Origin of the sequence: Streptomyces sp. NPDC015032 (genome assembly GCF_043080425.1) — a bacterium.
Lineage (GTDB): Bacteria > Actinomycetota > Actinomycetes > Streptomycetales > Streptomycetaceae > Streptomyces.
In genome coordinates this window covers 285,982-311,747 of sequence record NZ_JBIBVN010000004.1, presented here as the reverse complement: position 1 = coordinate 311,747, position 25,766 = coordinate 285,982, and the positions used below count along the sequence as shown (strand labels likewise).

Here is a 25,766-nt window from a genome sequence, read left to right as displayed (position 1 = left end):
CCCCGCTCCGCCATCTCCCCGACGGCCTCAAGGCCACGGGGCCCCTCGAAGGGCGGGAATCTCCGCCCGACCCCAAGGAGTGGACGTGGACTTCGCGTTCGACGCGGCGGACGACGCCTTCCGCCAGGAGGCCCGGTCCTGGCTGGCGGCCCGCCTCGGGCAGCCCTGCGCCGCCGAGGGCGGCCGTGCCTGGGAGCGGGAGCTGGGCCGTGGCGGCTGGATCGGCCTCGGCTGGGGCGACCACGGCGCCGGCCACGGCAACCGCCGCGCAAGCCTCACCCAGCAGGTCGTCTGGGCCGAGGAGTACGCCCGCGCCGGCGCCCCCGCCCGGGTCGGCCACATCGGCGAGAACCTCCTGGCCCCGACCCTGATCGCCCACGGCACCGACGCGCAGCGGCGTCGTTTCCTGCCCGCTGTCGCACGCGGCGAGGAACTGTGGTGCCAGGGATACAGCGAGCCGGGCGCCGGGTCGGACCTCGCCGCGGTGCGGACGGCCGCCGTACCCGACACGGACCGCGGCGGCCACCGCGTGACCGGGCAGAAGATCTGGACGTCGCTGGCGAAGGACGCCGACTGGTGCTTCGTGCTGGCCCGTACGGAGCCCGGCTCCAGCCGCCACCGCGGCCTGTCCTTCCTGCTCGTGCCGATGGACCAGCCGGGCCGGATCGAGGTGCGGCCGATCCGCCAGATGTCGGGGACCAGCGAGTTCAACGAGGTCTTCTTCGACGGGGCGCACGCCGAGGAGTGCGTCGGCGGCGAGGGCAACGGCTGGGCGGTCGCCATGGGGCTGCTGGCCCTGGAGCGCGGCGTCTCCACGCTCGTCCAGCAGATCGGCTTCGCCGCCGAGCTCGACCGGGTGGTCCGCGCCGCCGTCGACGGCGGCGCCGTCACCGACCCGGTACTGCGCGCACGCCTCGTGCGGCAGTGGGCGGAGCTGCTGACCATGCGCTGGAACGCCCTGCGCACCCTGGGCCGCACGGACGACCCCGGCGCGCCCAGCGTGGCGAAGCTGCTCTGGGGCGGCTGGCACAAGCGCCTCGGCGAGCTGGCCGTGGAGATCCGGGGCGCGGCGGGCGCCGTCGGCCCGGACGACTGGTCGGCGCGGTCGCCGTACGAACTCGACGAGGCGCAGCGGCTGTTCCTGTTCACCCGGTCCGACACCATCTACGGCGGCTCGGACGAGATCCAGCGGAACATCATCGCCGAGCGGGTGCTCGGCCTACCGAGGGAGCCGAGATGAGAGGCGTCGTCTTCGACGGCCGGCGGACCGAGATCGTCGACGATCTGGAGATACGCGATCCGGGCCCCGGCGAGGTGCTGGTGGCGGTGGCCGCGGCCGGGCTGTGCCACAGCGACCTGTCGGTGATCGACGGGACGATTCCGTTCCCGTCGCCGGTGGTGCTCGGGCACGAGGGCGCGGGCGTGGTGGAGGCGGTCGGCGCGGGCGTCGGCCATGTGGTGCCCGGCGACCACGTGTCGCTGTCGACGCTGGCCAGCTGCGGGGCGTGCGCGCAGTGCGACCGGGGGCGTCCGACGATGTGCCGCAAGGCGATCGGGATGCCGCGGCAGCCGTTCTCGCGGCGGGGCGAGCCGCTGTACCAGTTCGCGTCGAACTCGGCCTTCGCCGAACGGACCCTGGTCAAGGCCGTGCAGGCGGTGAAGATCCCCGCGGACCTGCCGCTCACCTCGGCGGCCCTGATCGGCTGCGGGGTGGTGACGGGAGTCGGAGCCGTACTCAACCGGGCGAAGGTCGACCGGGGCGACTCCGTCGTGGTGATCGGCACCGGCGGCATCGGGCTCAACGTCATCCAGGGTGCCCGGATCGCGGGTGCCCTGACGATCGTCGCCGTCGACGCCAATCCGGCGAAGGAGGCGATGGCGCGGCAGTTCGGCGCCACGCACTTCCTGACGTCGGCACAGGCCGTGCGGGAGATCCTGCCGAGCGGCGCCGACCACGTCTTCGAGTGCGTGGGCCGTACGGAACTGATCCGTACCGCGATCGACCTGCTGGACCGGCACGGTCAGGCGGTCCTGCTGGGCGTCCCCGCGGCGACGGCCGAGGCGTCGTTTCTCGTCTCGTCGATGTTCCTGGACAAGTCGATCCTGGGCTGCCGGTACGGCTCCTCGCGCCCGCAGCGGGACATCGCGCTCTACGCGGAGCTGTACCGGGAGGGCAGGCTGCTGCTGGACGAACTCGTCACCGAGACCTACCCGGTGGAGGACTTCGCCAAGGCGGCGGACGACGCGCACCACGGCCGGGTGGCGCGGGGGGTGCTGGTGTTCTAGGCCGCTGATGTTCCGGGCCGTGGGCGTTCCGGGCCGCTGATGCTCCGGGCCGCTGGTGATCCGGTCCCTGCGAAGGTCTTGTGGGCCCGGCGTCCTCCCGGACCGTCAGTCGCCGAAGGCGCTGCTGTCGCGCGGGCTGACGTCGGGCCGCGTGTTCACGGACCACAGGTGGGTGCACCGCGGGCACTGGAGGTGAACGACCGGTCCGTTGTTGGCTATCAGATAGCGCCAGTGCTCACGGCAGGTACGGAGGTCGGCGCAGTTCTCGCAATGGCGGGCGTCGTCACAGACGGGGCAGGGCATCCAGGCGCGGCGGGCCGCGTCCGCCTGCGGATCAATGGGCAGTCGCACGACCCGGTCCCCTTCCCGGAAGGACGCCGGCCGCCACGAGCTGGTCGTAGGTGCGCTGCTGTTCGGCGTCCAGGCCCGAGTAGAGGAGCGCGTACGCCTCGTCCTCGCCCTGGAGGGCGGCGACCGGGTCCCAGTCGGGCCCGAGTGCGGTCACGACCTCGACCCGGCGCCGAGCTTCCTCGAACGTCAGATCGATGGTGAAGGGTATGAGGCTGTCTGGATTTCCCTTGTTCATGGTGAAACTTCCGAAGTGCCGGTGGAACTCCACCTGCCTATCAGGCGGAGGCGGTGGCAGGGAAGGGTGAGCTAAGTCGCTCTGCGGGGCCTCCTCCCCCGGCCTCCGGGGGAGGAGGCCCCGGATCGGTCGGCGGGGGCGGGGGGTTGCCGACGCCGGGGCTCCGACGGCGGACGCCGCCTACGGGGGGCACTGTGACGTACTTCATGCGGTCGGCCGCGCCGCCCGCTCGCGGCGGGGGCCCTGGCGCTGACTGCGGTCTGTGTGAACCTGGTGGTGCTGGGCCTGGGGATGCCGGTGGCCGCACTCGGGGCCGGGCAGTTCATGGCCGGTGCCGCCTTCGCGTTCTGGCTGGTGATGTGGTCGACGACGGTCCAGACCCATGTGCCGCCCGAGGCACTGAACCGGCTGCGCGCGTACGACGTGGCGGGCTCGCTGCTGATGCTGGCGGCGGGCCGGGCGCTGGCCGGACCGGTCGCGGACCGGGTGGGCGCCCCGGAGGTGCTGCTGGCCGGGGCGGTGATCAATATGCTGGTGGTGACGGCACTGCTGCTGGCCCGGCCGATCCGGCGGCTGGAGCGGATCGGATGAGGGAGGCGGTCGTGGCGGTGCCACGTGTCGCGGCCGCGGGAGCGGCGCTGCTGACCGTTGCCGCCGGGCTCGGTGTCAGGGCGGTGGCCGGCGGCGATGTCGCCAAGTACGCCGGGGACGCCCTCTACACGGTGCTGATCTGCGCCCTGGTGGTCCTGGTCGCGCCCCGCACGCGCCCGGCAGCGGCAGCTGGGACGGCGCTCGCGGTCAGCTGGGCGGTCGAGCTGCTGCAATTGACCGGGCTGCCCGCGGACCTTTCCCGGCACAGCACCGTGGCGCGGCTGGTGCTCGGCTCCACCTTCAACGCACCCGATCTGCTCTGGTACGCGGTGGGAGCGGGGTGCGCCTGGGCCGTGGCGGCCCTGGCTACTTCGCCCGCGCGCGCTCCTCGGACTTCTGCATCTCGATGACCTGGAGGACATGGGCGCTGGTCTGTCTGCGCACACTGCCGCCGACGAGCAGCGCCGTACCGAGAACGGACAAGGGGACGGAGGCCCCCAGGACGGTCAGCTGCTTCGGCACCTCGGTGACCACCTCGCACCGCGAGACGTGGTAGCAGTACACCTCCTGCTCATCCGCCAGCAGGAAACCCAGCCAGATCCACAGGGCGCAGGCGACGATCAGCAGCACGGCGCCCCAGGTCTGCATCAGCGCGGAAGTGTGGTGGAACCGCTGACGTGCTGCCCACTGCATGAGATCCCCCGGTTCGGTACGCGTCGAAGGCGCGGCGCACGGCCGCTGACCGACAGGCGATCGTACGCGCATACGAACCCGTCCGGGCCGGAAACGACCGGGACGCCGCCGCCGGTGCGCGCCCGCTCACCCGCCCAGTGGCCCGAACCGCCCGAACACGCCCCGGTGGAACAGCAGCGGCCCGCCCCCGTCCGCCGCCCCCAGCGCCTCCACCCGGCCGACCACGATCAGATGGTCGCCGCCGGTGTGGACGGCCTGGATGCGGCAGTCGATCCAGGCCGGTACGGAGTCCAGCAACGGCGACCCGGTCGCGGGAGCCGCCTCGTACGCCACTCCCGCGAACTTGTCGGCCCCGCTGACCGCGAAGTTCCGGCACAGCGTGCCCTGGTCCGCGCCGAGGATATTGACGCAGAAGGCCCCGGCGCGGGCGATGCGCGGCCAGGTCGTCGACGTACGGGCGACCATGAACGTGACCAGCGGCGGGTCCAGGGAGAGCGAGGCGAACGACTGGCAGGCGAAGCCCGCCGGTCCCTGCTCGTCGTCCGGGTCGTGTGCGGTGACGATGGTGACTCCGCTCGCGAAGTGCCCCAGCACGCGGCGGAATTCGGCCGGATCGACCGGCAGTCGCTCGTCGTCCGCGACGGCCCGCAGATCCGGGCGAGGCAGCGGATCGACCGGCGCCGGCCCTGCGGTGGTGGCGGCGCCGACGGACCTGAGGTACCGGACGGCGGTGGCGGCCATGCCTGCGTGTCCCATCACGCATTCCATTGAAACTGACGCTGCGTCAGATGGGAACCCCTGTGAGCTCGGTCGCCGGTGCCTGTCCGGCGGATGACGTGACTGCTGTACTGACCCGAGACATTGGTTGAGCGGCTCAGCGAGGGGCGCTTTGGGGGAGTTCCGTTGTCGCTGGGCTGGCGGGCCTACCCGATGCCGTTGATCAGTTGCCCGATACGTGGTCGGTCGAGCAGTGAGTAGATCTGGGCGATTCGGCCGTGTGAGATCACGAAAGCCATGATCGAGACGGGTCGGTGGTTACTGCGGACGATGACGGCCGCGTTGCCGTTGAGCGTGATGGGCTGGAACGTGGCGTCCGGGATGGCGAATGTCGCTGCGCGTCGTGTCACGTTCTCTGGGCCGCGGATCGTGGCGGACGCGGCAGGCCGGGTGGCTCCGCCGTCGGCGTGGAAGGTGATCTCTGGGTGCAGCAGAGTGAGAAGCGCGTCGATGTCACCGTCCCGGGATGCTGCGAAGAAGGCGTTGACCACGCTGCGTTGGCTGGCGGGATTGGTCTCAATCTCGGCGGGATCTACGGCGTGCACTCGTTGGCGTGCGCGGCTGGCGAGTTTGCGGGTAGCTTCGGTCGACTTGCCGAGGACGTTGGCGATCTCGCTGAACGGCATTCCGAAGGAGTCGTGCAGCACAAACGTGAGGCGCTCGGGTGGTGTCAGGCTTTGTAGAACGATGTGGAGCGCCAGGCTGACCTGCTCGGCGAGAAGAGCCTGATCCTCTGGGCTCAGTGCCTGGTCGGGGTGCACGTGGAGTTCAGGCCCGGCTGCACCTGCTGGATTCTCGGGTCGCGCGGTTCGTGCTCTGAGTTTGTTGAGACAGGTGCGTGAGACGACGGTCGTCATCCATCCATCGAGGTTGGTCACTACGGCGACGTCTGTTGCGCCGGGACGGCTGAGGCGTACCCAGGCATCTTGGACAGCGTCTTCTGCATCCGCGCTGTTGCCGAGGATCCGGTAGGCCAGTGCGGTCAGCCGTTGACGACTCTCTTCGAAGTGTCGGCTGAGCCGTTCAGCAGAGTCCATCCAGTCACGTCCTCGTGTTGCGGGGTGTCAGTGCCTGTGACACGCCTACGAGCGAGAACGTGACAGGAGCACGATGTGATGACCCCGAACCAATCAGCGCCAACCCTAGATGCCCGACAACGACGCCGGATGGCGCTGCTGGCGTTGTGTCTGGCCGGCTTCCTGATCCAGCTCGACGTCACGATCGTCAATGTCGCCCTCCCGACAATTCAGCATGAGCTGCAGGTGGCGCCAGGCTCATTGGAGTGGATCATCAGCGGCTACGCCCTCGGGCTGGCTGCACTGATCCCGTTGATGGGTGCGCTCGGTGATCGGCTTGGCCACCGGCCGGTCCTGTTGGCCGGTCTGGTCGCTTTCGGCCTCTGCTCTGCCGGAGCAGCTCTGGCGTCCAGCCCCGCGGCGCTTGTGTGCGCGCGGATCGGTCAGGGAGTTGGCGGCGCCGACATCTTGGCGCTCACCCTCGCCGTGCTGACCGATACCTACCCGCCGGAGCAGCGCGGTCACGCGATCGGCTGGTGGGCGGCAATCGGCGGCATTGGCTTCGGCGCGGGCCCGATCGTCGGCGGCCTACTGCTGTCGGCCTTCGGCTGGTCAACGATCTTTTGGGTCAATCTCCCGATCATTGTCGTCACTGGTGCCTTGATTCTGTTGACTGTCCCGCGGGCCGCTACGACCTCCGAGTCGCGGCCGCTTGACGTGCCAGGGGTCGTCCTCGCGTCGGTGGGCCTGGCATCAGTGACTTTCGGACTGATCACCACGACTGACGTGCCCTTGGATCCGGCACGAACCCTGTTGCCGCTCATCGGTGGCGGGCTCATTCTCGTGGCGTTCGTGCAGTGGCAACGCCGCGCCAGCGATCCTTTGGTACCGAAAGCGGTGCTCGGAAACCCGGCGTTCATCGGTGCCTGCTTCATCTACTTCACCAGCTACCTGGCCTTCAGCGGCACGCTCTACTACGTCACGTTGATGTTCCAGAACCTTCTCGGCTGGTCCGCACTTCACACCGGCCTGTCGTGGCTGCTGATGAACGCCCCCTTCCTAGTGGCCGCGCAGATGGCCGGCAAACTCAGTCAACGCTTCACGCCACGTGCCATCGTGACCACGGGCTGCGCGGCCGGAGCACTCGGTGTGGCAGCACTGAGCACCTTGACGTCAACCACCCCATTCGCCGTGGCGGGCATCGGATACCTGGTCGCCGGAGTCGGTTTCGGACTGCTGGTTCCTGGGATCACCCACGTGGCCATGCGCGACGTCTCCGCGCCCGTAGCGGGTGCTGCCTCGGCGGTGCTGAACTCCTCGCGCCAGCTCGGTACCGCCGTAGGCCTCGCGCTCGTCGGCGCCATCGGCGCAGCAGTGACCCACCACACCTGGGGCGCGTCGCTATTCGGGCACACGCACTCTGCCCCCGGCACCATCGCCACCGGAAGCCTCCATGCAATCCCCACCCAGATGCAGGGCACGGCCCGTCATGCATTCGAAACCGGCTTCCACGTCGCACTCGGAATCTGCGTCGCGAGCCTCCTTGTCGCCGTGTGGCTATCACTGCACGCGTTCAAGCAGCCGACGGCCCGTCCCAAGGCAGCACAGGTGAAGGAACCGAGTCTGTGAGTCACGCCAACGCCGCCCTGACCCCACAAGCGCGACTCCTCGGCAGCAGCGGCGCTGCTCCACTGCTTTTCGAGCGCCTCACCGCCACGCAGTGCCGGGAGGCCGGCCCGCTCAGGACGGCACGGTCGGGCACCTGGTGCCGCGTGGTGGCACGGTCAGATCGGTCAGGTAGCCGTCGACGGCGTGCTCCATGCAGGGGCCGCGGGTGACGCTGCCGATGCCTTCACCACCGCCGGTTTCCGCGTTGCCGTCATCAGCGAGCCGCAGTCCGCCCCGGCTGCCCGTGAGCTGTTCCCCGACGACGTCCATGTCCTCTCGACCAGAACCACCTTCCTGTTCTTCGTCGTCGAGGTACCGCCGTCGGCCACCGGCCAGGGCCTGTCCGGCGGATCTCGCCGGACAGGCCCCCGGTCCCGAGAAGGGCTCAGCGCTTGAGCATGAAGGTGAAGTCGCCGGAGAGCCTGCCGTTCAGCCGGGCTGCCGAAACGAGTTTCCCCTCCGTGAGCAGTCTCTCGACCTCGGCCCGTGAAAGACCGCAGCCTTCAGCGATCAGCCGCACCGGCCGGACAGGGATCCGCGCCGCAAAGCGGACCGAGACGTCGATCACCTTGTGGTCCAGGTGATCCGATCCGCCGGTGTCGAGGCGCCAGGCGTTGTCCCAGTCGAGGGCGATGCGATGACGGCGCTGCACGACCGGATCCTGGAGCAGCTCGGCTGTCAGGCCAGGGTCGTTGTCATGCAGCCGGTCCAGCAGCTCAGGTCGTACGGAGCGCACATTCATCCGTTCCAGGACCGTGAGCTTTGCGGTTTCCCCGCAAGAGGTACAGAGCGCGAGGAGCCAGGCGTCGATGAGCTTGTGGTGTGCGTTGACGCGGAATTTACCGCTTGCCCGGAAGCGCTCGGACGCGCACGCGTGGCAACGGCGGCGAACGAGCGGCAGGCAGGTGGGCACGACCACCCAGTTTTTGAGCACAGAAGTACACCGGTTTCAGTGAGAAGTCCGCAGCAAGAAGAAGCGCGGCGCACATGCGCGACGCGCGACAAATCAGCGCTTGGGAGGTCTCACAGGGTGTACAACGGCGCGTCCTTGACTAGACGACTTGGTTCGGCAGCACGGTAACGGCGCACAGTGGCGCTGCTCCACTGGTTTTCGAGCGCCTCACCGCCAGACAGTGCCGGGAGGCCGGCCCGCTCAGGACGGCACGGCCGGGCACCTGGTGCCGCGTGGTGGCACTGTCAGGTCGGTCAGGTAGCCGTCGACGGCGTGCTCCATGCAGGGGCCTCTGGTGACGCTGCCGTGGCCCTGGCCCTCGTAGGTGAGGAGCACGCCGCTGCGGCCGAGTTGCCGGGCCACCGAGACCGCCCAGGGGTAGCCGGTGGCGGGGTCATGGAGTGCGTTGGACACCAGGATCGGCGGGGCGCCGCGGGCCGTCAGGCGGTGCTGCGGGTTGGCGGTCGGCGCGCCCAGACACGCCGCCGTCATCTGGATCGGCAGCAGGGAGGGCAGGTCGGGTGCGGTCCTGTTCATCACGCCGACGAGCGAGGCGTATTCCTGGTAGTTGCGCACCGGCAGATGCCAGTCCGAGCAGAAGACGGGGGTCGCCGGCGGAAGCGGCGACACCGAGGTGGGCGAGGCGGGGAGCGGGCTGCTCGACGCCATCCCGGCGATGGCCGCCGCCAGGCCTGCGTAGTCGGCTTTGTAGAACTTCTTGAAGGCGATCACGTTGACCAGATCCGCTGACGAGAGGGGGGTTCCCGGCTTGGCGGGGTTCTCCAGCTCGCCGTTTCGGGCCCGGGTCAGCAGCCCCTGCCAGACCGTGCGGACGTCGCGACCGTGCAGTGCGCAGGCCGAGTTGTCGGCGCACCATTTCACGAACTCGTCGAAGGAGTCCTGTGCAGCGGTCGCCTGGGACCGCAGGAACTCACGGGTGCTGGAAACGCTGTGGTCCATCACGCTCTCCAGCACCATCGCCCGGACCCGGTGCGGATGGGCCTCGGCGTACTGCGCCCCGAGCAGTGTGCCGTACGAGCTGCCGTGGAAGGTCAGTTCGGCCTCGCCGAGGGCGGCCCGCAGGGCGTCCAGGTCCTGGACCGTCTGGGCGGTGTCGAGGTGGTCGAACACTGGCCCGGTGCGTGCCCGGCAGTCGGCGCGGAGCCGCTTGTTGTAGGCCAGGGTGGCGTCGAAGTCCGCTTGGCTTGCCGGCTCCGGTGACGGCCGCTGCGCGAGCAGGTCGCCGGAGCAGGTCACCGGGTTGCTGCGGCCCACACCACGCGGGTCGAAGCTGACGATGTCGAACCTGCGGCGGACCTCGGGACTGAACCGGCTGATACTGCTCACCACCCGCTCCACGCCGGAGTCGCCGGGACCCCCGGGACCGAACACCATCGAGCCGACGCGTGCACCGGGGTCGGTGGCCTGGCGGCGGGCCACGGCCAGCTCGAACGTCGGCCCGCCCGGGCGGGCCCAGTCGACCGGCACCGTGAGGGTGGCGCACTCGGCGCCCGGGTTGTCCGGGGCGTCGCACGGAGCCCACTGCAGGGCTCCGGCGGTCACCGGCGCCGCGTTCACGTGGGGTGCAGCGGCGAAACCGGTGACGGCGGCGAAGACGGTTCCCGCGACCACGGCCGTGCTCCGTACGGCGGCGCGCCGTAGCGCGGACCTGCCTCTGAACAGCATGACTCATCCTCCTGACGAGACGGTGCGTGAGAGACGTGCTCAAGAAATGTGCGGACCCGGCCGGGACTCCTTGAGGAGGCTAGGCGCGCTGTCGGCCGCGCGGTGCCGTTGTCAGGGGCCGTTCCGGGGCGAGTCAGGGACGAACCAGGGGTGCCGCGGGGTCCGCCGGACGGGCGGTGCCCAGGGATGCGGAGGCGTCCCCCCGCCCGCTGGACCTGTGGACCGGCCGGTCGATCCTGGCAGGGGCGGGCCCCCTGTTCGTAGGGGCTGTGCTCGGTGTCGAGGTCGCGGGGTTCGCGGAGCTCGCGCATCAGCGGCACGCCGGACCGGCCCGAACTCAACCGGGAGTACGGCGATCTGGACTCACCGGACGGGTACACGCTCAGGCGGCGAGGGGCCCCGAACCCGCCCGAGCGGGGCCGGGCCCGGCCGGGCTCGGCCGGGCGCGGAGTGAGTGCCGGCGGTCAGCTCCCGGCGGCGTACGCGACGAAGTCCGCCCAGGCGTCGGGGGTTACGGCGAACCGGGGGCCCTGCGCGTTCTTCGAGTCACGGACGTGGACCGTGCCGGGTGGGGTGGCGACCTCGACGCAGTCGTTGGGGTTACTGCTGTCGCTGTAGCTGCTCTTGAACCACGCCAGCTCGGAGCCGTCCCCAGCAGAGGTCTTCCGGATCATGTCTCTCCCAGCGCTCGCTCGATGAAGGCCAGCGACTCCCGTGCGCTGAGAGCCTCCGCCCGGATGATGCCATAGCGGAGTTCAAGGATCCGTAGCTGCTTCGGGCTGGAGACGGGACGACCGCCGAACTCGTCATCGGAACGCCCGACTGCTGTGCCGTCCTCGAACTTCAGCATCTGGATCCGCCCGCCTGTCCCAGGGTGATTCCAGTGGACCGTCGGCATCACCTGAATTTCGACGTTGCGCAACTTTCCTACCTCCAAGAGGTGTTCCAGCTGCCTGCGCAGCACCATCTTGCCCCCAGTGGGGCGGCTGAGCGTCGCCTCTTCCTGAACAAAGCTCAGTTCAGGGGCCGGTGAGCGGTCGAAGATGGAGCGTCGGGCCATGCGGGCTGCGACACCACGTTCCACCTCGTCGTCCGACAGGGCCGGGCGCCTCGTCCTCAGCAACGCCCGAGCATGCTCCTCCGTCTGTAGGAGACCGTGCAGGTTGTGGTCGCCGTACGACAGCAGCTCGACCGCCCGCGCCTCCATCCGCGCCAAGTCCCGGATCTTCTTCGGGTACCGGACCTCCGCCACGTCCTTCTTCATCGCGGTGATCAGCCCACCGGCCCCCAGGACCTCGTCCGCCCTGTCCAGATACTCCGGGCGCGGAATCCGCTTCCCGGCCTCGACCTTGTAGACCTGGTCCTCCCCGTACCCGATCGCGACGCCGAACTCGGCCGCCCGCATCCCGGCCGCCTCCCGGCGCAGCCTCAACTGCCGCCCCACCGTGGCGACGACCGCCGCGCCCGACTCGTCGTCCGGGTCGACCTCCCAACCGGGCTCGTCCGTCGTCTCGCCCTCGGACCGCTCCGTACCGTTCGCATCCACCCGCATCCGCGCCACCTCCGACGTACCGTCACCATCGCGGCACCACCTACCCGCACGCCTGCTCCGGACAGCCCGGACACCTCCGGACAAGCGCCGGACAGTAACCGTACGCATCCGCTTGATCACTGGTCAGCGTATGTGCGCCCGGCCACGCTGAGTGACGTGAAACAAGGAATCTCCCTCCCTCAGCGCCCCAATCCCAGCCGCGCGTTCACCGTGTTGCTGTCGCCCACTCGCCGGGGGGCGCGGCTGGCCCGGCTGCTGACGACCGCGCAGCTGGGCGAGTGGGGAATCCCGTCGGAGTCGGCCGCCCAGATCGTGGCCGAGCTGGCGGCCAACGCCGTGGTTCATGGCCGTGTGCCGGGGCGGGACTTCAGGCTGGAGCTAACGACCCACGACGGAGGCGCACTGTTGCGGATCGAGGTGAGCGACGCCCGTGGTGAGTGCCTTCCGCCCGATCCGGCGGACACGGCCGTCCCGGACGGCGTCTCCGAGTCCGGACGCGGTCTGCTGATCGTCGGTGCGCTCGCGGACCGTTGGGGAGCCAGTCCCGGCCCCTTCCCCCGTAAGACCGTCTGGGCCGAACTCGATCCCGTGTCGTGACCGCCGCCACCGGGTCGCGGATTTCCGCGATCCGGTGGTCCGCGACGCGGCTCCGCACGACATCAAAAGCCTTGAAGGACTAGGGAAATGACCCTTCCCAACCCCACCCTGCCTCCCGTCACCCACATGGGTGAAATTGGCCAACTTAGCTGGATATCAGGCTGATTGGCTGGCATATGCTCGCCGCAACGAAAACCTCCCAGACATGCGACGGCCCCCGGCCGGGACTGGCATCCCGATCGAGGGCCTGACCAACGAGGAAGAGAACGCTTCCCGATGGATACCCAGCAGATTAGCGCGCCCCCGCCCTCGCCGTCCCGTACACGCGAATACGCCACACCGTCGTCCGGCGTCGTACACGACAACTCCCGGCACAGCAGCCGTTTCACGGTCGTGGGCAACCACCTCACCCAGCACCGCGAGCTCTCCCTCACCGCGATCGGGCTGGCCGCACACATCCAGTCGCTGCCCGCCGGAGCCAGGATCGGCATCAAGGACCTCGCCGCCCGCTTCCCGGAGGGAGAGGCCCGGATCGCCGCCGCGTTACGCGAACTCGAAGGCCATGGGTACCTGCGACGCACCCGCACGCGCCTGGCCGACGGCCGGATCGTCACCCGTACCGTCTCCTGCAACCAGCCTGCCGACCGGCGGCCCGCAGACACCCGGCCGGGTCGTGACTGTTCGCCGCACCCGCAAGGGAAGGCCCGGCCGCCCGCGCCCGGCCGATTACGCCGGGAGGCCGAGGCCGACGACACGCGTCCGCTCGGGTCTGCGGCCCGCACTATGCCCACGGGGCGCCGTGAACCCACGCCGCGCTGCGAGCCCGCACCACGCCGCGAGCCCACGCCGCGCTGCGACCGCGCCCCGCGCGGCCGGTCCACGCCCCTGCTCGTACCGCAGCCGGCCTTTCCCGCAGGGCCCCTCCTTCGGACCGCCGCCGACCTGCTCGCCGGACTGCACCACAAGGACCCGCGCCTGCTGCTCTCCGCGCAGGACGTGGACGTCCTGGCCCCGGGCGTCGCCGCCTGGCTGGAACGCGAGGCCGGCCCCGCGGCCGTAGAACACGCCCTGACCAGCGAACTCCCACCCGAAAGGCTGATCCGTCCCGCCGGGCTCCTCGCGCACCGGCTCACGGCCCGGCTTCCCCCGCTGCCTCCGTTCCGATCCCCGGCCGATGTCCCGCCCCGGCCCTTCCCGCTGCAGAACTGTGAGAGCTGCGACCGGGCATTCCGCGCGGCGGAGTCAGGAGAGTGCGCCGACTGCCGGACCGACAACTCCCATCCGACCGTTCGACAACTCTAGGAAACCCACATGGTCAGCTCGTCCCACGAGGCGATGCACCGCATCTTTCAGGAGTACCCGGGACTCTTCTCCCGCGTCTCCGAGGTACTGGGCGTCGAGATCGGCCCACCCGCCTCGGCCACCGTCATGCCTACGGACCTCACCGAGAACAGGCCCCTCGAACGCCGTGTCGACACCCTGCTGCGCATCGACATGGAGGACGACCAGTCGTACCTCCTTGCGATCGAGGCTCAGGGCAAGAAGGACCCGGACAAGCCCGCGAGCTGGATGTACTACCTGTCGTACCTTCAGGCGAAGTACAAGCTGCCTCCCATGTTGTTGGTTGTCTGCCAGGACAGAGCAACCGCCGAATGGGCAGCACGCCCGTTCCCTGTCGGCCACCCGCAATCGCCCGTGCTCACCCTGCAAGCCCTTGTTGCGGGCCCGCACAACATGCCGGTGATCACGGAGGTGGCAGAGGCCCGCAAGGACCTGGCACTGGCCACGCTGGCGGCGATCACACACGCAGGCGATCCGGACATCGGTGCCATACTGAAAACGCTGTCGACCGCTCTGCGGGACGTACCGGAAACCATCGCCGACCCCATCGTCGAACTCACCGCACAGGGCCTGGGCAACCGTCCGGCCGCACAACAGTGGAGGAACCTGGTGGCCGTGGACCTTTCCTTTTACAAGTCGTCTCTCTCGGAGGAGATCCGGGATGAGGGCCGGGCGGAGGGCCGCTCGGAAGGTCGTTCAGAAGGCATCGCGCGGAGCATCTTGCTCCTTCTTGCTCAGGCCGGTGTGGATGTGTCCGAGGAGGCGCGTGAGCGTATTACGGGCTGTACTGACCTCGATGTTCTGAGCCGGTGGCTTCTGCGCGCTCCCGCCGCCGCGTCCGTCGAAGACGTCTTCGCCGAGGAGTAGGTGGACTGCGGCCGGGGCCCGCCGGTGGCTCGCGCCCATGGATGGGTCCCGGCCGCACAACAGTGGAGGAACCTGGTGGCCGTGGACCTTTCCTTTTACAAGTCGTCTCTCTCGGAGGAGATCCGGGACGAGGGCCGGGCGGAGGGCCGGGCGGAGGGCCGCTCGGAGGGCCGGGCTGAGGGCCGCTCGGAAGGCCGTTCAGAGGGCATCGCGCGGGGCATCTTGCTCCTTCTTGCTCAGGCCGGTGTGGATGTGTCCGAGGAGGCGCGTGAGCGCATTACGGGCTGTGCTGACCTCGATGTTCTGAGCCGGTGGCTTCTGCGTGCTCCCGCCGCCGCGTCCGTCGAAGACGTCTTCGCCGAGAAGTAGGCAGGTTGCGGCTGGGACCCGTCGATGGCTCACGCCAACCGGTCAGTCCCGGCCGCACCGCACCGGAAGGGCCTGGTGACTGCCCAGCACCGGGCGGTCCCGCCCGGTGCTGGGAGGGGACCGACGTGAGCGCCCCGAGGCCGCTCACAACCCCCGGTACTTCGGCATACGCCGCTCCACGAAGCTCGCCACCCCCTCGTTGGCGTCCTGCGTCGTCATGTTGATCTCCTGGGCGTTCGCCTCCGCTGCGAAGGCCGTCACCCGGTCGGAGTCCAGCGATGCGTTCACCAGCTGCTTGGTGAGGGCGATCGCACGGGTCGGGCCGTCGGCCAGCCGCTGTGCCCAGGCTCGGGCCGTGGCCGCCAGCTCCTCGTCCGGGACCACCCGGTTGACCAGACCCAGCCGCTCCGCCTCCGCCGCCGGGAGCGAGTCGCCGAAGAACATCAGCTCCTTGGCACGCTGCGGGCCGATCAGGCGCGGCAGCAGATACGCGCCGCCGCCGTCGGGCACGAGGCCGCGGCGTACGAACACCTCGATGAACTTCGCCGACTCGGCAGCCAGCACCAGATCGCAGGCGAAAGCGAGGTGGGCGCCGATGCCGGCCGCCGTGCCGTTGACGGCTGCGATCACCGGCTTCTCGCAGTCCAGGACCGCGGCGATCAGGCGCTGCGCGCCGAGCCGGATGGTGCGGGCCACGTCTCCGGGTACCCGGTCGCCCGTCGCAGGGGCGCCGCGCAGGTCGGCGCCCGCGCAGAAGCCGCGGCCGGTGGCGGTGAGGACGACGGCCCGGACCGCCGGGTCGGCGGAGGCCCCGGCGAGAAGTGCGATGACGCGTTCCCGCTGGTCCCAGGTGACCGCGTTCATCGCCTCGGGGCGGTTCAGCGTGATCCATGAGACGCCGTTGTCAGTGGCGTGGAGTACCAATGAGTCGAGCGGGTCGGTGGACTCGGTGGTGTCTTCGGGGGAGGACGGCATGAGGCAGCTCCTGAGTGGGTGGCGGGCCGGGCGGCCGGACCGGTCAGCGGCAGACGGCCAGGGCGTCCAGCGCCACCGCGCCCTGTCCCCGCCCCAGCACCATCAACGGGTTGATGTCCAGCTCGGCGAGGTCGTCGCCCAGTTCCAGCGCCATCCGCTGCACCCGCAGCACGACCTCGACGAGCGCGTCCACATCCACCGGCGGGCCGCCGCGTACGCCCTCCAGCAGGGCCCGGCCGCGCAGTTCGGCCAGCATCGACCGTGCCTGGTCCTCGCCGAACGGCGGTACGCGCACCGCCGCATCGTGCAGCACCTCGACCAGTACGCCACCGAGCCCGACCGTCACCGTCGGCCCGAAGAGCGCGTCCTGCGTGACGCCGACCATCATCTCGACGCCCCGCTCGACCATCTGGCAGACCAGGATTCCGTCCAGCTCGATGCCCTCGTACCGTGCGATGTCGGTCAGTTCCCGGTACGCGTCGCGCACCTGGCTGGCGGAGGTGAGCCCGACCTTGACCAGGCCCAGTTCGGTCTTGTGGGCGAGCCGGGCGCCCGACGCCTTCATGACGACCGGGTAGCCGACCAGCCCCGCCGCCCGGACGGACGCGGCGGCGCTGGTCACCAATTGCTCGCGCGGCACGCGGATTCCGTACGCCCGCAGCAGCTGCTTCGCCGCGTGCTCGCTCAGCTGGTGGCCCGGGCGCATCAGTGCCTGCGCCTTGCGGAACGAGGGCGACGGCGTGCGCGGCGCCTCGTCGAAGGGGGAGCGGTAGGACGCGGCGAACCGGTGGTGATCCAGATAGGCCTTCACGGCGGTGATGCAGTTGCCGAAGGTACGGAAGGTGGCGACGCGGGACGAGCCCAGCAGCGTCGTGCGGTAGGCGTCCTCCGTACCGACGGGCGAGCCCCACACCACGCACACCAGCTTGTCCGTGGTCTCCGCCGCGTCCACCAGGTCCTGTGCGAGTCTGTCGCTCATCGGGGGGAAGGGGCCAGTGATCGGACAGATCAGCACCCCGACGTCGGGGTCGGCGAGGATCGCGTCGATGATCTTCCGGCCGCGCCAGTCGCCGACCGGATGGCCGCCGTTGTCGACCGGGTTCGCCACGTTCAGATAGCCGGGAATCCACTCGTGCAGTTCGCGCTGCTTCTCCTCGGACAGGGTGGGGAGCTCCAGTCCGGCCCCCGTCGCCAGATCCGAGAAATGCGCGCCCGTGCCCCCCGAGATCGAATACACGACGACCCCGTCGGCCTGCGGCTTTCGTGCCCGTGCCAGCAGGGCCGCGGTGTCCTGGAGCTCGTCGAGCCCGTCCACCCGGATCACGCCGAACTGCCGCATCGCCGCGTCCACCACCTGGTCGGCGCCGGTCAGCTTGCCGGTATGTGACGCGGCCATCCTGGCGCCCGTCTCCGTACGTCCCACTTTGACCGCCACCACCGGAACCCCTGCCCGCGCCGCCCGGTCCGCGGCGAGCAGAAAGGAGCGCCCGTCCTTGAGCCCCTCCACGTAGCAGGCGATGGCCCCGACCTCGGGGCGCTGCGAGAAGTACGAGATGAAGTCGGCGGTCTCCAGATCGGCCTCGTTGCCCGTGGGCGCCCAGTGCGAGAGGCGCACCCCCAGCTCCTGAAGGGCGTAGACGGGGCGCCCCTGATGACCGGACTGGGTGATCAGCGCGATCGCCGGCCCGTCCAGATCGTCCCGGAACCGCTCGAAGGCGTTGAGGTTGGTGTTCGGCCCGAGCAGCCGCAGCCCCGACCGCTCCACCGCCGCGGCCAGCCGCGCCTGGGCAGCGGCTCCCTCCTCACCGGTCTCGGCGAACCCGGAGGCGAAGGCGACGGCGAACTTCACCTTGGCCTGCGCGAGCTCCTCGATCACCGGGAGCGGATCGCCGACCAGCAGCACCGCCAGATCGACCTGCTCCGGCAGGTCCGCGACGGAAGGAGAACAGGCCCGCCCGAACACGGACTTCCGGCTGGGATGCACGGGATGCAGCCGCGCCCCGACCCGCTCGGCCCAGCCGATCAGCTGCCGGGTGATCCCGGTATTGGGTCGCCCCTCGGCGTCGGATGCGCCGATGACGGCCACGGACTCGGGCCGGAAGAACCGGTCCAGGTCCGGCACGGGCGCGTGCAACGGGCGGCCGCTGACATCGAGATCGCCCTCCGTGGCGGCGGCCGCCATGCTGTGGACGATGGCATACGGCTCTTCGCCGCAGGCCACCACCCTGGCGCGGAAGTCGGTGGTGAGGGTGCCGTGAGTCGATCCAAGCATCGTTCCGCCCACTCCTGCTCGAAGTCCGTCGGGTGATCGTGCCCGGCCAGCATGAAGCTGACACTCTGTCAGGTTACTGAACTGACGCTCCGTCAGGAATGGGTGTGAAGGCAAAGGCTGGACCGGACGGCCGGAAGAGTGGGCGGGACCGTCGGAACTGCGCAACCGGAGTTCGGCTACGGACAGGGTTCAGCGGTGAATGTGCCGGGATCGCAGCCGTCCTCATCTGCTGCCGCAGGCCGGCGGCCTGACGGCCATCGCCCGGCGGTGGGATGATCCACAAGGTGATCGGATGGATGCACCACACTCCGCGCTGGGCGGTCATATGGGCCTGCGTCATCGCAGCCGGCCTGCTGTTCGTCGGCGTTTCCGCGCACGTCACCGACCTCCTCAGCCACGGTCTGCACCCGTATGACTGGGCACCGGGGTGGCTCAATCTCTACTGGTCGTCGCTGGCGCTGTTCGACATGCTCGCCGCCGTGTTCCTGATCACGGGCAAACGCCGAGGAATCGATCTCGCATGCGCCATCATGGCGACCGACCTCGCCGCCAACTGGTACGCGGTCTATGGCATCCAGCACAGCAACCTCGCCGCTCAGCCCGGCCTTCAACGACTGATCGCCTTCGCCGCACTCGTCTTGGGAGCGGCGCCGTTCATCCGACGGCACCTCACCACTTGAGACGAGATGGATGCCCGCATACTTCCTGCTTCGGCGGCCGGACGGCCGGACATTCATCCCGGATTCCGGGACATGGCCGGTGGGCGGGGTGCCGGGACAGGCTTCCCGTATGACACAGAACGCACAGCAAGCGCAGGAAGCTCAGGAAGCACAGCAAGCGCAGGAAGCTCAGGAAGTACAGAACGCTCGTACGGACGGGCCCGTACTCGTCGTCGGAGGTACCGGAAAGACCGGGCGCAGGGTCGTGGAGCGGCTGCGGGAGCAAGGGGTGGAGACGCGGGTGGCGTCGCGCTCCGGGGAGACGCCGTTCGACTGGGACGACCCGGAGACCTGGGAGGCGGCGCTGGACGGAGTGGCGGCGGTGTACATCGTGCCGCTGGACCTGACGCCTTCCCGGACCCCCGCCCTGGTGGAACGGGCCACAGCGGCCGGGGTCGGGCGGCTGGTGCTGCTCTCCGCGCGGGGGGCCGATGTGCCGGGGTACTTCGGGGATTCCTACGACGAAACCGGGCCGCACCTGGAGGGGGAGATCGCGGTACGGGCCTCGGGGGTGCCGTGGACGATCCTGCGGCCCGGCTGGTTCGCGCAGAACTTCAGCGAGGGGGTGTTCCGTGACGGGGTGATCGGCGGTGAGCTGGCGCTGCCCGCCGGGGACGGCGCCGCCGCGTTCGTCGACGCGGACGACATCGCGGACGTCGCTGTCGCCGCGCTCACCCGGCCCGGCCACGAGGGCCAGTTGTACGAGCTGTCCGGGACGCGGGCCCTCACCATCGACGACGCGCTGGCCGAGATCGCGAAGGTCACGGGGCGGCGGGCCGGGTACGTTCCGGTCCCCGAGCAGGAGTTCGTGACGGCACTGGTCGCCCAGGGGATGTCCCCCGAGGAGGCGGCGCTGTGGACGGACGCGATGAAGCCGATCCGTACGAGCCAGGAGGCTCCGGTCGTCGACGGAGTGCAGCGTGCGCTGGGGCGCGCGCCGCGGGACTTCGGTGCGTTCGTGCGCAAGGCGGCCGACGGGGGCGCCTGGACCGGCTGAGCCCGGGCGGGCGAGAAGGGCGAGAAGGGCGAGAAGGCAGGGGAGGGGAGAGGGGCGAGAAGGGCGAGGAAGGGAGGGGAAGAGGGGAGGTGGGGCGAGAGGGGCGGGGGTCGGGGGGTCAGCCTGTCGGGGCCTTCCGGCCCAGTTCTTCCCGCTCCGCGGATCCGCGGCGGTAGGCGCTCGGGCTGGTGCCCCGGACCCGCTTGAACGCCGTGCTGAAGCCGAACGCGTCGGCGTATCCCACCCGGCGGGCCACCGCCGCCACCGTCAGGTCCTGGCGGCTCAGCAGATCGGTGGCGAGTGTCATGCGCCATTCGGTCAGATACGCCACCGGGCCCTGCCCGACCAGTTCGGTGAACCGTTTGGCGAACGTGGTCCGTGAGACCCCGGCCCGTGCCGCCAGTTCCGCCGTCGTCCACGCATGGGCCGGTTCCTCGTGCAGGGCGTGCAGCGCCGGGCCCGCCACCTCGTCGCCGAGCGCCCGGTACCAGGCGGGCGGGGCCGCCTCCGGGCGGTCGAACCAGTCGCGGAGCGTGCACACCAGCAACCAGTCCAGCAGCCGGTCCAGCACGATCTGCCCGCCCGGCCGCGCCTTGCCGATCTGCCCCTCCAGATAGTCGCGCAGGGGGGAAGAGTCCTCTTCGTCCGGTACGACGAGCACCGGTGGAAGGACTTGGAGCAGGCGTCGCGGAACCTCGGAGCGGACGTCGTAGGCGGCGGCCAGCAGTACGGTGGGGCCGCTGAGCTCGCCGGGTGGTACCGGGTCGGCTCCGGGGCCGGTGTCCCAGCGCACCTCGCGTACGGACGTACCCGGTCCCACGCCCCGGCCCGTACCCGTACCCGTGGCAGGGGCGTCGGTGAAGAGGAACGGGGCCGGCCCCCGTACGATCGCCGTCTCACCGACCGGCACCCGGTGCGCCGCGTGATCACCGCTTCCGCCTCCGTCCCCGCTGCCGCCTTCCGGGACGATCCAGCCCTCACCGCGCAGGGGCACGCACAGGGTCAGATACGCGTCGCCCGGGAACCTCAGCGACCACGGCGGATACAGCACCGAGCGGCCGAAGACGGCGCCCTTGCCCCGCACACCGCGCAACAACTCGTCGAACACGTCCATACGTCAACGGTACGCAGGCGGCGGCGGTGAGTCGCAGAGCCGTCCGCTGGACCTCGGAACAGCGCGGGGCGCGGTCGGTCCTGCCCGGCCGCGCCCCGCGCGTGCGGGCCGCCGGCCCCTGCGATGCCGCCGTTGCTCCCGCATCACTTCGCTCACTCCGCACGGGGGCACGACGCAGCGACGGCACCTCCGGGCAGCAGTCGCTCGCCGAGCACGAGGGCGAGCGAACCGGCGACGGACAGCGCCCCGACCACGCGCCCGCGGATCTCGGGTGCGAACAGGCCCACTGCCACCGGCCCCATCACGGCCCAGAACAGCGCCTGGGCGAGCGCGGTCAGCAGCCGCGCCGCGAGCAGCAGCCAGTAGGAGGTGGCCAGCGCCGCGGCCGGACTGGACGCGACGAGTGCGGCCGGCAGTCCCGTGAGCACATGGCGGCGGGGCATGGCCCGAGTGACGTGGGCGAGCGGCAGGGACGCCACGGCGACCGCCACGCCGTAACCGGTGACCAGGTAGCCGACCGCCGACAGGGACACCCGCAGGTCCTCGGAGATGAGTTCCAGGAGGCCGATCGGCAGGTTCTCCGCGGTGTTGAAGGTGAAGGCGGCCAGCATCAGGGCCACGAGCACCGCCGGCCCGTGCCCGGTTCCCGGCCCGTGCCCGGTTCCCGGCCCCCGCGTCCCCGCCCGGCCCCCGCCCGGCCCCCGCCCGGTCAGCCCCTGCGCGCCAGTCTCTTGGCGATCTTCCGTGCGTCCAGGGCCATTTCACGGAACATGCCGCTGATCGGGTTGGTGAACCCGGTGAAGTACAGTCCGGGCGCCTGCTTGGGCGTACGGCCGCCGTGCACCACCGGCCGGCCCCGGGCGTCCAGTACGCCGAGGTGGCCGACCAGGCCCTCCAGGGCCCGCCGGTAGCCGGTCGCCGCGATCACCGCGTCCGGGGTGATCCGTTCCCCGTCGGCCAGCACCACCGCGTCCTCGTCGAACGACTCGACAGCGGCCACCGGCACCACCCGGCCGCCCTTCACCGCGTCGATCAGCCCCACGTCCTGCACCGGAATGGCGCCGGCCCTGACCCGCGAGTACAGGCCGGTGTCCGGGCGAGGGAGCCCCTGTGCGGCGAGGTCGGGCACGGCGATCCGGGCCATCAGCGCCCCGGCCAGGTCGACCAGCCGGACCGGCAGTCTGCGTACCAGGACGGCGGTCCCCTGCGCGGGCCATCCCGCCGTCGAGCGGCGCACGATGTGCGGCACGGTACGCACGGCGATCCGCACCCGGGACGCCCCGCCCTCCACCAGATCGACCGCGATCTCCGCGCCCGTGTTGCCGATGCCGACGACGAGGACGTCCTTGCCCGCGTACGGGCCGGGGTTGCGGTAGTCGGCGGCGTGCACGAGGTTGCCGGTGAAGGTCTCGCGCCCGGACCAGTCGGGGATGCGCGGGGTGTGGTTGTGGCCGGTGGCGACGACGACGGCCCGGCCGGTCAGCATCCGGCCGCCGGTCGCGGTCAGCTGCCAGCCCGTTCCGTCGGGGGTCCGGTCGATCCGGGACACCTCGACCCCCGTCACCACTTCCAGTTCGTGGTGCTCGGCGTACTTCTCCAGGTAGCGCACCACATCGTCCCTGGCCACCCACCGTCCGAACCGGCGTGGCATCGCGAGCCCCGGCAGCGCGGACCGGCGCCGGGTCGTGTGAAGGCGCAGCCGGTCGTAGTGGCGGCGCCAGGAGGCCCCCACCTTCCCGGACTTCTCCAGCACGACCGCCCGTATGCCCTGTTCGCGCAGGGCCGCGGCGGCGGCGAGACCACCGGGGCCGCCGCCGATCACGTACACGGGCCGGCCCTCGGTGAGATCGGCGGGGGCCGGGGTGGTGCCGCCGGCGGTCTGTGCGCTGTCAGGCATGCCCCGGAGCGTAATCGCGCACGTACTTGATGGGTCTCGGTCAAGACGGGAATCGATTGCGAATTGATCACAGGCGCGCGCCCCCGGGCGCCTCTCTCGTGCACGACTCTTGCGGCAGCCTTCGTCATCAGGTGAACTGACGTACCGTCAGATGTTGGTTCCAGTGAGCGGGAGACCCATGCAGACGATCTGGCTCGGCGGCGCCGAGTGGCTTGCCGTCCTCCGGATAGGCCTCGGCCTGTGGTGGCTGGAGAGCTGGCGGCACAAGGACAAGAAGGGCTGGTTCGAGCGCGGTACGGGCATCGCCTGGGCCGCCGACGTCGCGGGGAAGCACCGGTGGGCGGCCGTGCGCACGGGCTTCCAGCGGGTCGTCGCCCCGCGCCCCAGAGCCATGGCCTACCTCGTCGTGTACGCCGAACTCGCCCTGGGGCTCGGCCTGATCACCGGATTCCTCACCCCCGTCGCGCTCGTCGCCGGACTCCTGCTCAATCTCCTCTATCTCGTGCTGATGATCCACGACTGGGCCGAGCAGGGTCAGAACGCGATGATGGCGCTCATCTCGCTCGTCGCGCTGTGCGCGATGTCCTGGCAGACCTGGTCCCTCGACGACGCGATCGGACTCTTCCTGTGACCACGGCAGCCGTACGTTTCGACCTCCCCGAGCCCGACGCCTTCACCCGCCCCTACTGGGACGCCGCCGCCCGGGGGCAGTTGCTGCTGCGCCGCTGCGGCGCCTGCGGGCGCGCCCACCACTACCCCCGCGAATTCTGCCCGCACTGCTGGAGCGAGGACGTCGTCTGGGAGCCGGCGAGCGGGGATGCCACGCTGTACACCTGGTCCGTCGTCCACCGCAACGACCTGCCGCCGTTCGGCGCCCGCGTCCCGTACACCGCCGCCGTCGTCGACCTGGCCGAGGGGCCGCGGATGATGACGGAGCTCGTGGGGTGCGAGGAGTCCGCTCTCGCCATCGGCATGGCGCTGCGGGTGGGCTTCCGGCGGGAGGAGGGGGCGGAAGGGGAGGAAGGGGTGGTAGCCGTTCCCGTCTTCCGCCCGGGAGACTGCTGAGTGCGCTGCGCCGGACGCATCACACAAGGGCCTGTATTGAGTTGCCCCGTGGAAGAAGGAGCGGGGCTGGGTGCGTGCGATCGCAAGGCGCCGGAGCGCCCTTGTAGCGGAGCTAGCTGGGCGTTTCGGTAACGCCGCGAGCGTGCGTGCCCAGCGCCGTGACGCCGCGGGGCAACTCAATACAGGCCCTAGCTCCGCTGTCCGGGCCCGAGAGCGGGGGGCCGCTGGTCGTCCCCTGCGGGGCTCACATCGCCGTCCTTCCATTCGGGGTCGTAGGCGCAGGGCACGGAGGCACCGCCGGTGAAGTACTCCCGGTCCTGGTACCAGGTGAAGGACATGTGCTCGGCCCCGTCGTCCCGCTGGACGTACAGGTCAAAGGACTTGCTCTTCCCGCCCTCGCGGTAGGACGTGATCTCCCAGCCGTCGTCCTTGAGTTGCCGGCGCAGCCTGCGGAGACCGGGGACGGCCTGGCTCGCGGGCACGTGGTCCAGTGCCCAGCTGTGGCTCATCTGATAGGCGCCGTCGACGGTCTTGTCCTCCAGCCCGAGCAGACCTCCGTCGTAGCAGTAGCCGGAGCCCAGGGTGTTCTCCGTGCTGACGCCGATGTCCTCGACCCCCGGCTCCACGGTGCGCTTGAACCCCATGAGGTCGTACGCCTCCTGGGAGCGCTGGAAGGCGCGGTCCGCCATCTCCTCGGGTGCGACCCGGGGAATGTCCGTCGACCCCGAAAAGAACCATGCGAGCAGGGCGACCAGGCCGAGAACGGGTACGCCGACGAGCGCGGCGCAGCCGCATCCGAAGGCCCCGAGAACGGAGGAGGGGGACCTGGCCCCGGTCGGGGCGGGGGTCGGGGCGGGCGTGGTGTCGGTGGGTGCGGTCTCCTCGGGCATACGGGGGACGCTATGCCCGCGGGGGAACGCGGCGGATGGGCGCGCTCACCCGGCAGGGACTAGGTACACCTACTCAGGATTCGATGCTGCGCAGCTTGCGCCGTTCGCGGAAGTTCGGGTGGCGTACGACCACACCGCCCATGCCGCAGGAGCCCGTCAGCCGCAGGAGCGGGGCGCCGGGGGTCCGCGCGTCGGTGGTCTTGTCCTTCAGGCCGCCGTATCCCTGGTCCAGGTTGTCGGTGTGCACGGTCCAGCCCTCCGGGATCACGATTTTCACCCCGGCCATCTCGCCGCGTACTTCCAGCGCGATCTCGCGCAGTCGGCACTCGGCGCGGGTGAAGTCGATCCGGACGCCGCCGAGGCCGCCCTGGGCGCGTATCACCGGGGGGACCTTCCAGGCGCCCGAGCGTGTCACGCCGTGCATGCCGCCCTTGAGGACCAGCGGCTCACCGGTGGCCACCTCGATGGGGACCAGGTCCTCGGTGAGGGGCACCAGTTCGGCGCAGGTCTTGGCGGAGAGCGCCTGCCCGAGCCGGGTGTCCAGCTCGTCCATGTCGATACGGCCTTCGGCGGCCGCCTCGCGCAGCTGCTCGACCACCGCCTCGCGATCGGCATCCGAAGCGCGCACACGGGCGGCGGAACGGGCGGGCTCAGCAGTCATGGAAGCGATGATATGGGCGGGGGAGCCCTGGATCCCAGTACTGGGAGCCCCGGTGGCTGAGAGCCTGTCGGGGGGGGGGGGGGGGGGGGGGGGGGGGCGGGCCCCCGCGGGCCCCCCCCCGCGGGGGGGGGGCGGGGGGGGGCCCCAGGTCGTGGGGGGCGGGGGGGCGCGGGGGGTAGGTGGGGGCCCCCCGCC

At 70.6% G+C, this 25,766-nt stretch carries 28 protein-coding genes and 3 pseudogenes; 13 read left to right on the top strand and 18 right to left on the bottom strand.

Annotated features, from left to right (window positions below; translation table 11 throughout):
- The first annotated feature begins 85 nt into the window (after window positions 1-85).
- On the top strand, window positions 86-1,240 hold the full coding sequence (locus ACF08M_RS09975; protein WP_392184717.1) for an acyl-CoA dehydrogenase family protein: 1,155 nt from the start codon (window positions 86-88) through the stop codon (window positions 1,238-1,240).
- Complete coding sequence (locus tag ACF08M_RS09970) at window positions 1,237-2,286, top strand: Zn-dependent alcohol dehydrogenase (protein ID WP_392184716.1); 1,050 nt, start codon at window positions 1,237-1,239, stop codon at window positions 2,284-2,286. Before ACF08M_RS09975 ends, ACF08M_RS09970 begins: the two co-directional genes overlap by 4 nt.
- 105 nt (window positions 2,287-2,391) lie before the next feature.
- On the opposite strand, the gene ACF08M_RS09965 is transcribed toward ACF08M_RS09970, so the two are convergent.
- Both ACF08M_RS09965 and ACF08M_RS09960 read right to left on the bottom strand, forming a co-directional pair.
- The gene (locus ACF08M_RS09965) at window positions 2,392-2,637 is read right to left on the bottom strand and encodes a hypothetical protein (RefSeq protein ID WP_392184715.1); all 246 of its coding nucleotides are present in this window, start codon (window positions 2,635-2,637) and stop codon (window positions 2,392-2,394) included.
- Window positions 2,621-2,872, bottom strand: coding sequence for a DUF6400 family protein (locus ACF08M_RS09960; protein ID WP_392184714.1), 252 nt, complete (start codon window positions 2,870-2,872; stop codon window positions 2,621-2,623). Before ACF08M_RS09960 ends, ACF08M_RS09965 begins: the two co-directional genes overlap by 17 nt.
- Before the next feature lie 213 nt (window positions 2,873-3,085).
- Here ACF08M_RS09960 and ACF08M_RS09955 point away from each other — a divergent pair.
- Together ACF08M_RS09955 and ACF08M_RS09950 are read left to right on the top strand one after the other, a co-directional pair.
- A pseudogene (locus ACF08M_RS09955) lies at window positions 3,086-3,463 on the top strand (MFS transporter); the annotation flags it as partial.
- Entirely contained in the window at window positions 3,460-3,873 is a 414-nt protein-coding gene (locus ACF08M_RS09950) for a DUF2809 domain-containing protein (RefSeq protein ID WP_392184713.1), read from the top strand. The pseudogene ACF08M_RS09955 and the gene ACF08M_RS09950, both read left to right, overlap by 4 nt.
- Here ACF08M_RS09950 and ACF08M_RS09945 read toward each other — a convergent pair.
- The 3 genes from ACF08M_RS09945 to ACF08M_RS09935 all read right to left on the bottom strand — a co-directional run bounded on the left by ACF08M_RS09945 (window position 3,830) and on the right by ACF08M_RS09935 (window position 5,970).
- Complete coding sequence (locus tag ACF08M_RS09945) at window positions 3,830-4,156, bottom strand: hypothetical protein (RefSeq protein WP_392184712.1); 327 nt, start codon at window positions 4,154-4,156, stop codon at window positions 3,830-3,832. The genes ACF08M_RS09950 and ACF08M_RS09945 overlap by 44 nt on opposite strands.
- Window positions 4,157-4,282: 126 nt before the next feature.
- Window positions 4,283-4,897 (bottom strand): flavin reductase family protein, encoded by a 615-nt coding sequence (locus tag ACF08M_RS09940; protein ID WP_392184814.1) that lies wholly within the window; start codon window positions 4,895-4,897, stop codon window positions 4,283-4,285.
- Between the two features lie 182 nt (window positions 4,898-5,079).
- Window positions 5,080-5,970, bottom strand: coding sequence for a sigma-70 family RNA polymerase sigma factor (locus ACF08M_RS09935; RefSeq protein ID WP_392184711.1), 891 nt, complete (start codon window positions 5,968-5,970; stop codon window positions 5,080-5,082).
- A 129-nt stretch (window positions 5,971-6,099) separates the two neighbouring features.
- Between ACF08M_RS09935 and ACF08M_RS09930 the strand changes: the two genes are divergently transcribed.
- On the top strand, window positions 6,100-7,578 hold the full coding sequence (locus tag ACF08M_RS09930; protein ID WP_392184710.1) for an MFS transporter: 1,479 nt from the start codon (window positions 6,100-6,102) through the stop codon (window positions 7,576-7,578).
- Between the two features lie 111 nt (window positions 7,579-7,689).
- On the opposite strand, the gene ACF08M_RS09925 is transcribed toward ACF08M_RS09930, so the two are convergent.
- Window positions 7,690-7,887 (bottom strand): hypothetical protein, encoded by a 198-nt coding sequence (locus ACF08M_RS09925; RefSeq protein WP_392184822.1) that lies wholly within the window; start codon window positions 7,885-7,887, stop codon window positions 7,690-7,692.
- On the opposite strand from ACF08M_RS09925, the pseudogene ACF08M_RS09920 reads away from it, so the two are divergent.
- Window positions 7,795-8,013 (top strand): annotated as a pseudogene (locus tag ACF08M_RS09920) (hypothetical protein); the annotation flags it as partial. The gene ACF08M_RS09925 and the pseudogene ACF08M_RS09920 sit on opposite strands and share 93 nt — an antisense overlap.
- Here the strand turns inward: ACF08M_RS09920 and ACF08M_RS09915 are convergent.
- The 4 genes from ACF08M_RS09915 to ACF08M_RS09900 form a co-directional block, all read right to left on the bottom strand.
- Window positions 8,003-8,551 carry a DUF1062 domain-containing protein gene (locus tag ACF08M_RS09915; protein ID WP_392184709.1) on the bottom strand — a complete coding sequence of 183 codons (549 nt, stop codon included), beginning with the start codon at window positions 8,549-8,551 and terminating at the stop codon, window positions 8,003-8,005. The pseudogene ACF08M_RS09920 and the gene ACF08M_RS09915 overlap by 11 nt on opposite strands.
- 219 nt (window positions 8,552-8,770) lie before the next feature.
- Complete coding sequence (locus tag ACF08M_RS09910) at window positions 8,771-10,255, bottom strand: alpha/beta hydrolase (protein ID WP_392184708.1); 1,485 nt, start codon at window positions 10,253-10,255, stop codon at window positions 8,771-8,773.
- A gap of 464 nt (window positions 10,256-10,719) precedes the next feature.
- Entirely contained in the window at window positions 10,720-10,929 is a 210-nt protein-coding gene (locus tag ACF08M_RS09905; protein ID WP_392184707.1) for a DUF397 domain-containing protein, read from the bottom strand.
- Entirely contained in the window at window positions 10,926-11,807 is an 882-nt protein-coding gene (locus tag ACF08M_RS09900) for a helix-turn-helix domain-containing protein (protein WP_392184706.1), read from the bottom strand. The genes ACF08M_RS09905 and ACF08M_RS09900 overlap by 4 nt, the downstream gene beginning before the upstream one ends.
- A gap of 156 nt (window positions 11,808-11,963) precedes the next feature.
- Here ACF08M_RS09900 and ACF08M_RS09895 point away from each other — a divergent pair, with 156 nt between their 5' ends.
- The 3 genes from ACF08M_RS09895 to ACF08M_RS09885 all read left to right on the top strand — a co-directional run bounded on the left by ACF08M_RS09895 (window position 11,964) and on the right by ACF08M_RS09885 (window position 14,612).
- The gene (locus ACF08M_RS09895) at window positions 11,964-12,404 is read left to right on the top strand and encodes an ATP-binding protein (RefSeq protein WP_392184705.1); all 441 of its coding nucleotides are present in this window, start codon (window positions 11,964-11,966) and stop codon (window positions 12,402-12,404) included.
- Window positions 12,405-12,680: 276 nt separating this feature from the next.
- Window positions 12,681-13,706: a helix-turn-helix domain-containing protein gene (locus tag ACF08M_RS09890; protein WP_392184704.1), complete on the top strand. Its 1,026-nt coding sequence runs from the start codon at window positions 12,681-12,683 to the stop codon at window positions 13,704-13,706.
- Between the two features lie 9 nt (window positions 13,707-13,715).
- Window positions 13,716-14,612 (top strand): hypothetical protein, encoded by an 897-nt coding sequence (locus ACF08M_RS09885; protein ID WP_392184703.1) that lies wholly within the window; start codon window positions 13,716-13,718, stop codon window positions 14,610-14,612.
- A 95-nt stretch (window positions 14,613-14,707) separates the two neighbouring features.
- Here the strand turns inward: ACF08M_RS09885 and ACF08M_RS09880 are convergent, their stop codons facing one another.
- The 3 genes from ACF08M_RS09880 to ACF08M_RS09870 form a co-directional block, all read right to left on the bottom strand.
- Window positions 14,708-14,821, bottom strand: a complete 114-nt coding sequence (locus tag ACF08M_RS09880; RefSeq protein WP_392184813.1) for a PT domain-containing protein — start codon at window positions 14,819-14,821, stop codon at window positions 14,708-14,710.
- A gap of 304 nt (window positions 14,822-15,125) precedes the next feature.
- Window positions 15,126-15,956 (bottom strand): enoyl-CoA hydratase/isomerase family protein, encoded by an 831-nt coding sequence (locus tag ACF08M_RS09875; RefSeq protein ID WP_392184702.1) that lies wholly within the window; start codon window positions 15,954-15,956, stop codon window positions 15,126-15,128.
- 43 nt (window positions 15,957-15,999) lie between these two features.
- Complete coding sequence (locus ACF08M_RS09870; protein ID WP_392184701.1) at window positions 16,000-18,228, bottom strand: acetate--CoA ligase family protein; 2,229 nt, start codon at window positions 18,226-18,228, stop codon at window positions 16,000-16,002.
- A 296-nt stretch (window positions 18,229-18,524) separates the two neighbouring features.
- Here ACF08M_RS09870 and ACF08M_RS09865 point away from each other — a divergent pair, with 296 nt between their 5' ends.
- The gene (locus ACF08M_RS09865) at window positions 18,525-18,908 is read left to right on the top strand and encodes a hypothetical protein (RefSeq protein WP_392184700.1); all 384 of its coding nucleotides are present in this window, start codon (window positions 18,525-18,527) and stop codon (window positions 18,906-18,908) included.
- 109 nt (window positions 18,909-19,017) lie between these two features.
- Window positions 19,018-19,944, top strand: a complete 927-nt coding sequence (locus tag ACF08M_RS09860) for an NAD(P)H-binding protein (protein ID WP_392184699.1) — start codon at window positions 19,018-19,020, stop codon at window positions 19,942-19,944.
- Between the two features lie 118 nt (window positions 19,945-20,062).
- Here ACF08M_RS09860 and ACF08M_RS09855 read toward each other — a convergent pair whose 3' ends face one another.
- From ACF08M_RS09855 to ACF08M_RS09845, 3 genes and pseudogenes are all read right to left on the bottom strand, one after another.
- A complete protein-coding gene (locus tag ACF08M_RS09855; RefSeq protein ID WP_392184698.1) occupies window positions 20,063-21,058 on the bottom strand; it encodes an AraC family transcriptional regulator in 996 nt (331 codons plus the stop codon).
- Window positions 21,059-21,264: 206 nt separating this feature from the next.
- Window positions 21,265-21,669: pseudogene (locus ACF08M_RS09850) on the bottom strand (MFS transporter); the annotation flags it as partial.
- Between the two features lie 98 nt (window positions 21,670-21,767).
- Window positions 21,768-22,955 carry a flavin-containing monooxygenase gene (locus ACF08M_RS09845; RefSeq protein ID WP_392184697.1) on the bottom strand — a complete coding sequence of 396 codons (1,188 nt, stop codon included), beginning with the start codon at window positions 22,953-22,955 and terminating at the stop codon, window positions 21,768-21,770.
- A 178-nt stretch (window positions 22,956-23,133) separates the two neighbouring features.
- On the opposite strand from ACF08M_RS09845, the gene ACF08M_RS09840 reads away from it, so the two are divergent.
- Both ACF08M_RS09840 and ACF08M_RS09835 read left to right on the top strand, forming a co-directional pair.
- Complete coding sequence (locus tag ACF08M_RS09840) at window positions 23,134-23,586, top strand: DoxX family protein (protein ID WP_392184696.1); 453 nt, start codon at window positions 23,134-23,136, stop codon at window positions 23,584-23,586.
- Window positions 23,583-24,020 carry a Zn-ribbon domain-containing OB-fold protein gene (locus tag ACF08M_RS09835; protein ID WP_392184695.1) on the top strand — a complete coding sequence of 146 codons (438 nt, stop codon included), beginning with the start codon at window positions 23,583-23,585 and terminating at the stop codon, window positions 24,018-24,020. The genes ACF08M_RS09840 and ACF08M_RS09835 overlap by 4 nt, the downstream gene beginning before the upstream one ends.
- Window positions 24,021-24,208: 188 nt before the next feature.
- On the opposite strand, the gene ACF08M_RS09830 is transcribed toward ACF08M_RS09835, so the two are convergent.
- Both ACF08M_RS09830 and ACF08M_RS09825 read right to left on the bottom strand, forming a co-directional pair.
- Window positions 24,209-24,910 carry a hypothetical protein gene (locus ACF08M_RS09830; protein ID WP_392184694.1) on the bottom strand — a complete coding sequence of 234 codons (702 nt, stop codon included), beginning with the start codon at window positions 24,908-24,910 and terminating at the stop codon, window positions 24,209-24,211.
- Between the two features lie 73 nt (window positions 24,911-24,983).
- Entirely contained in the window at window positions 24,984-25,571 is a 588-nt protein-coding gene (locus ACF08M_RS09825) for a DUF1707 domain-containing protein (RefSeq protein WP_392184693.1), read from the bottom strand.
- Window positions 25,572-25,766: the final 195 nt, after the last annotated feature.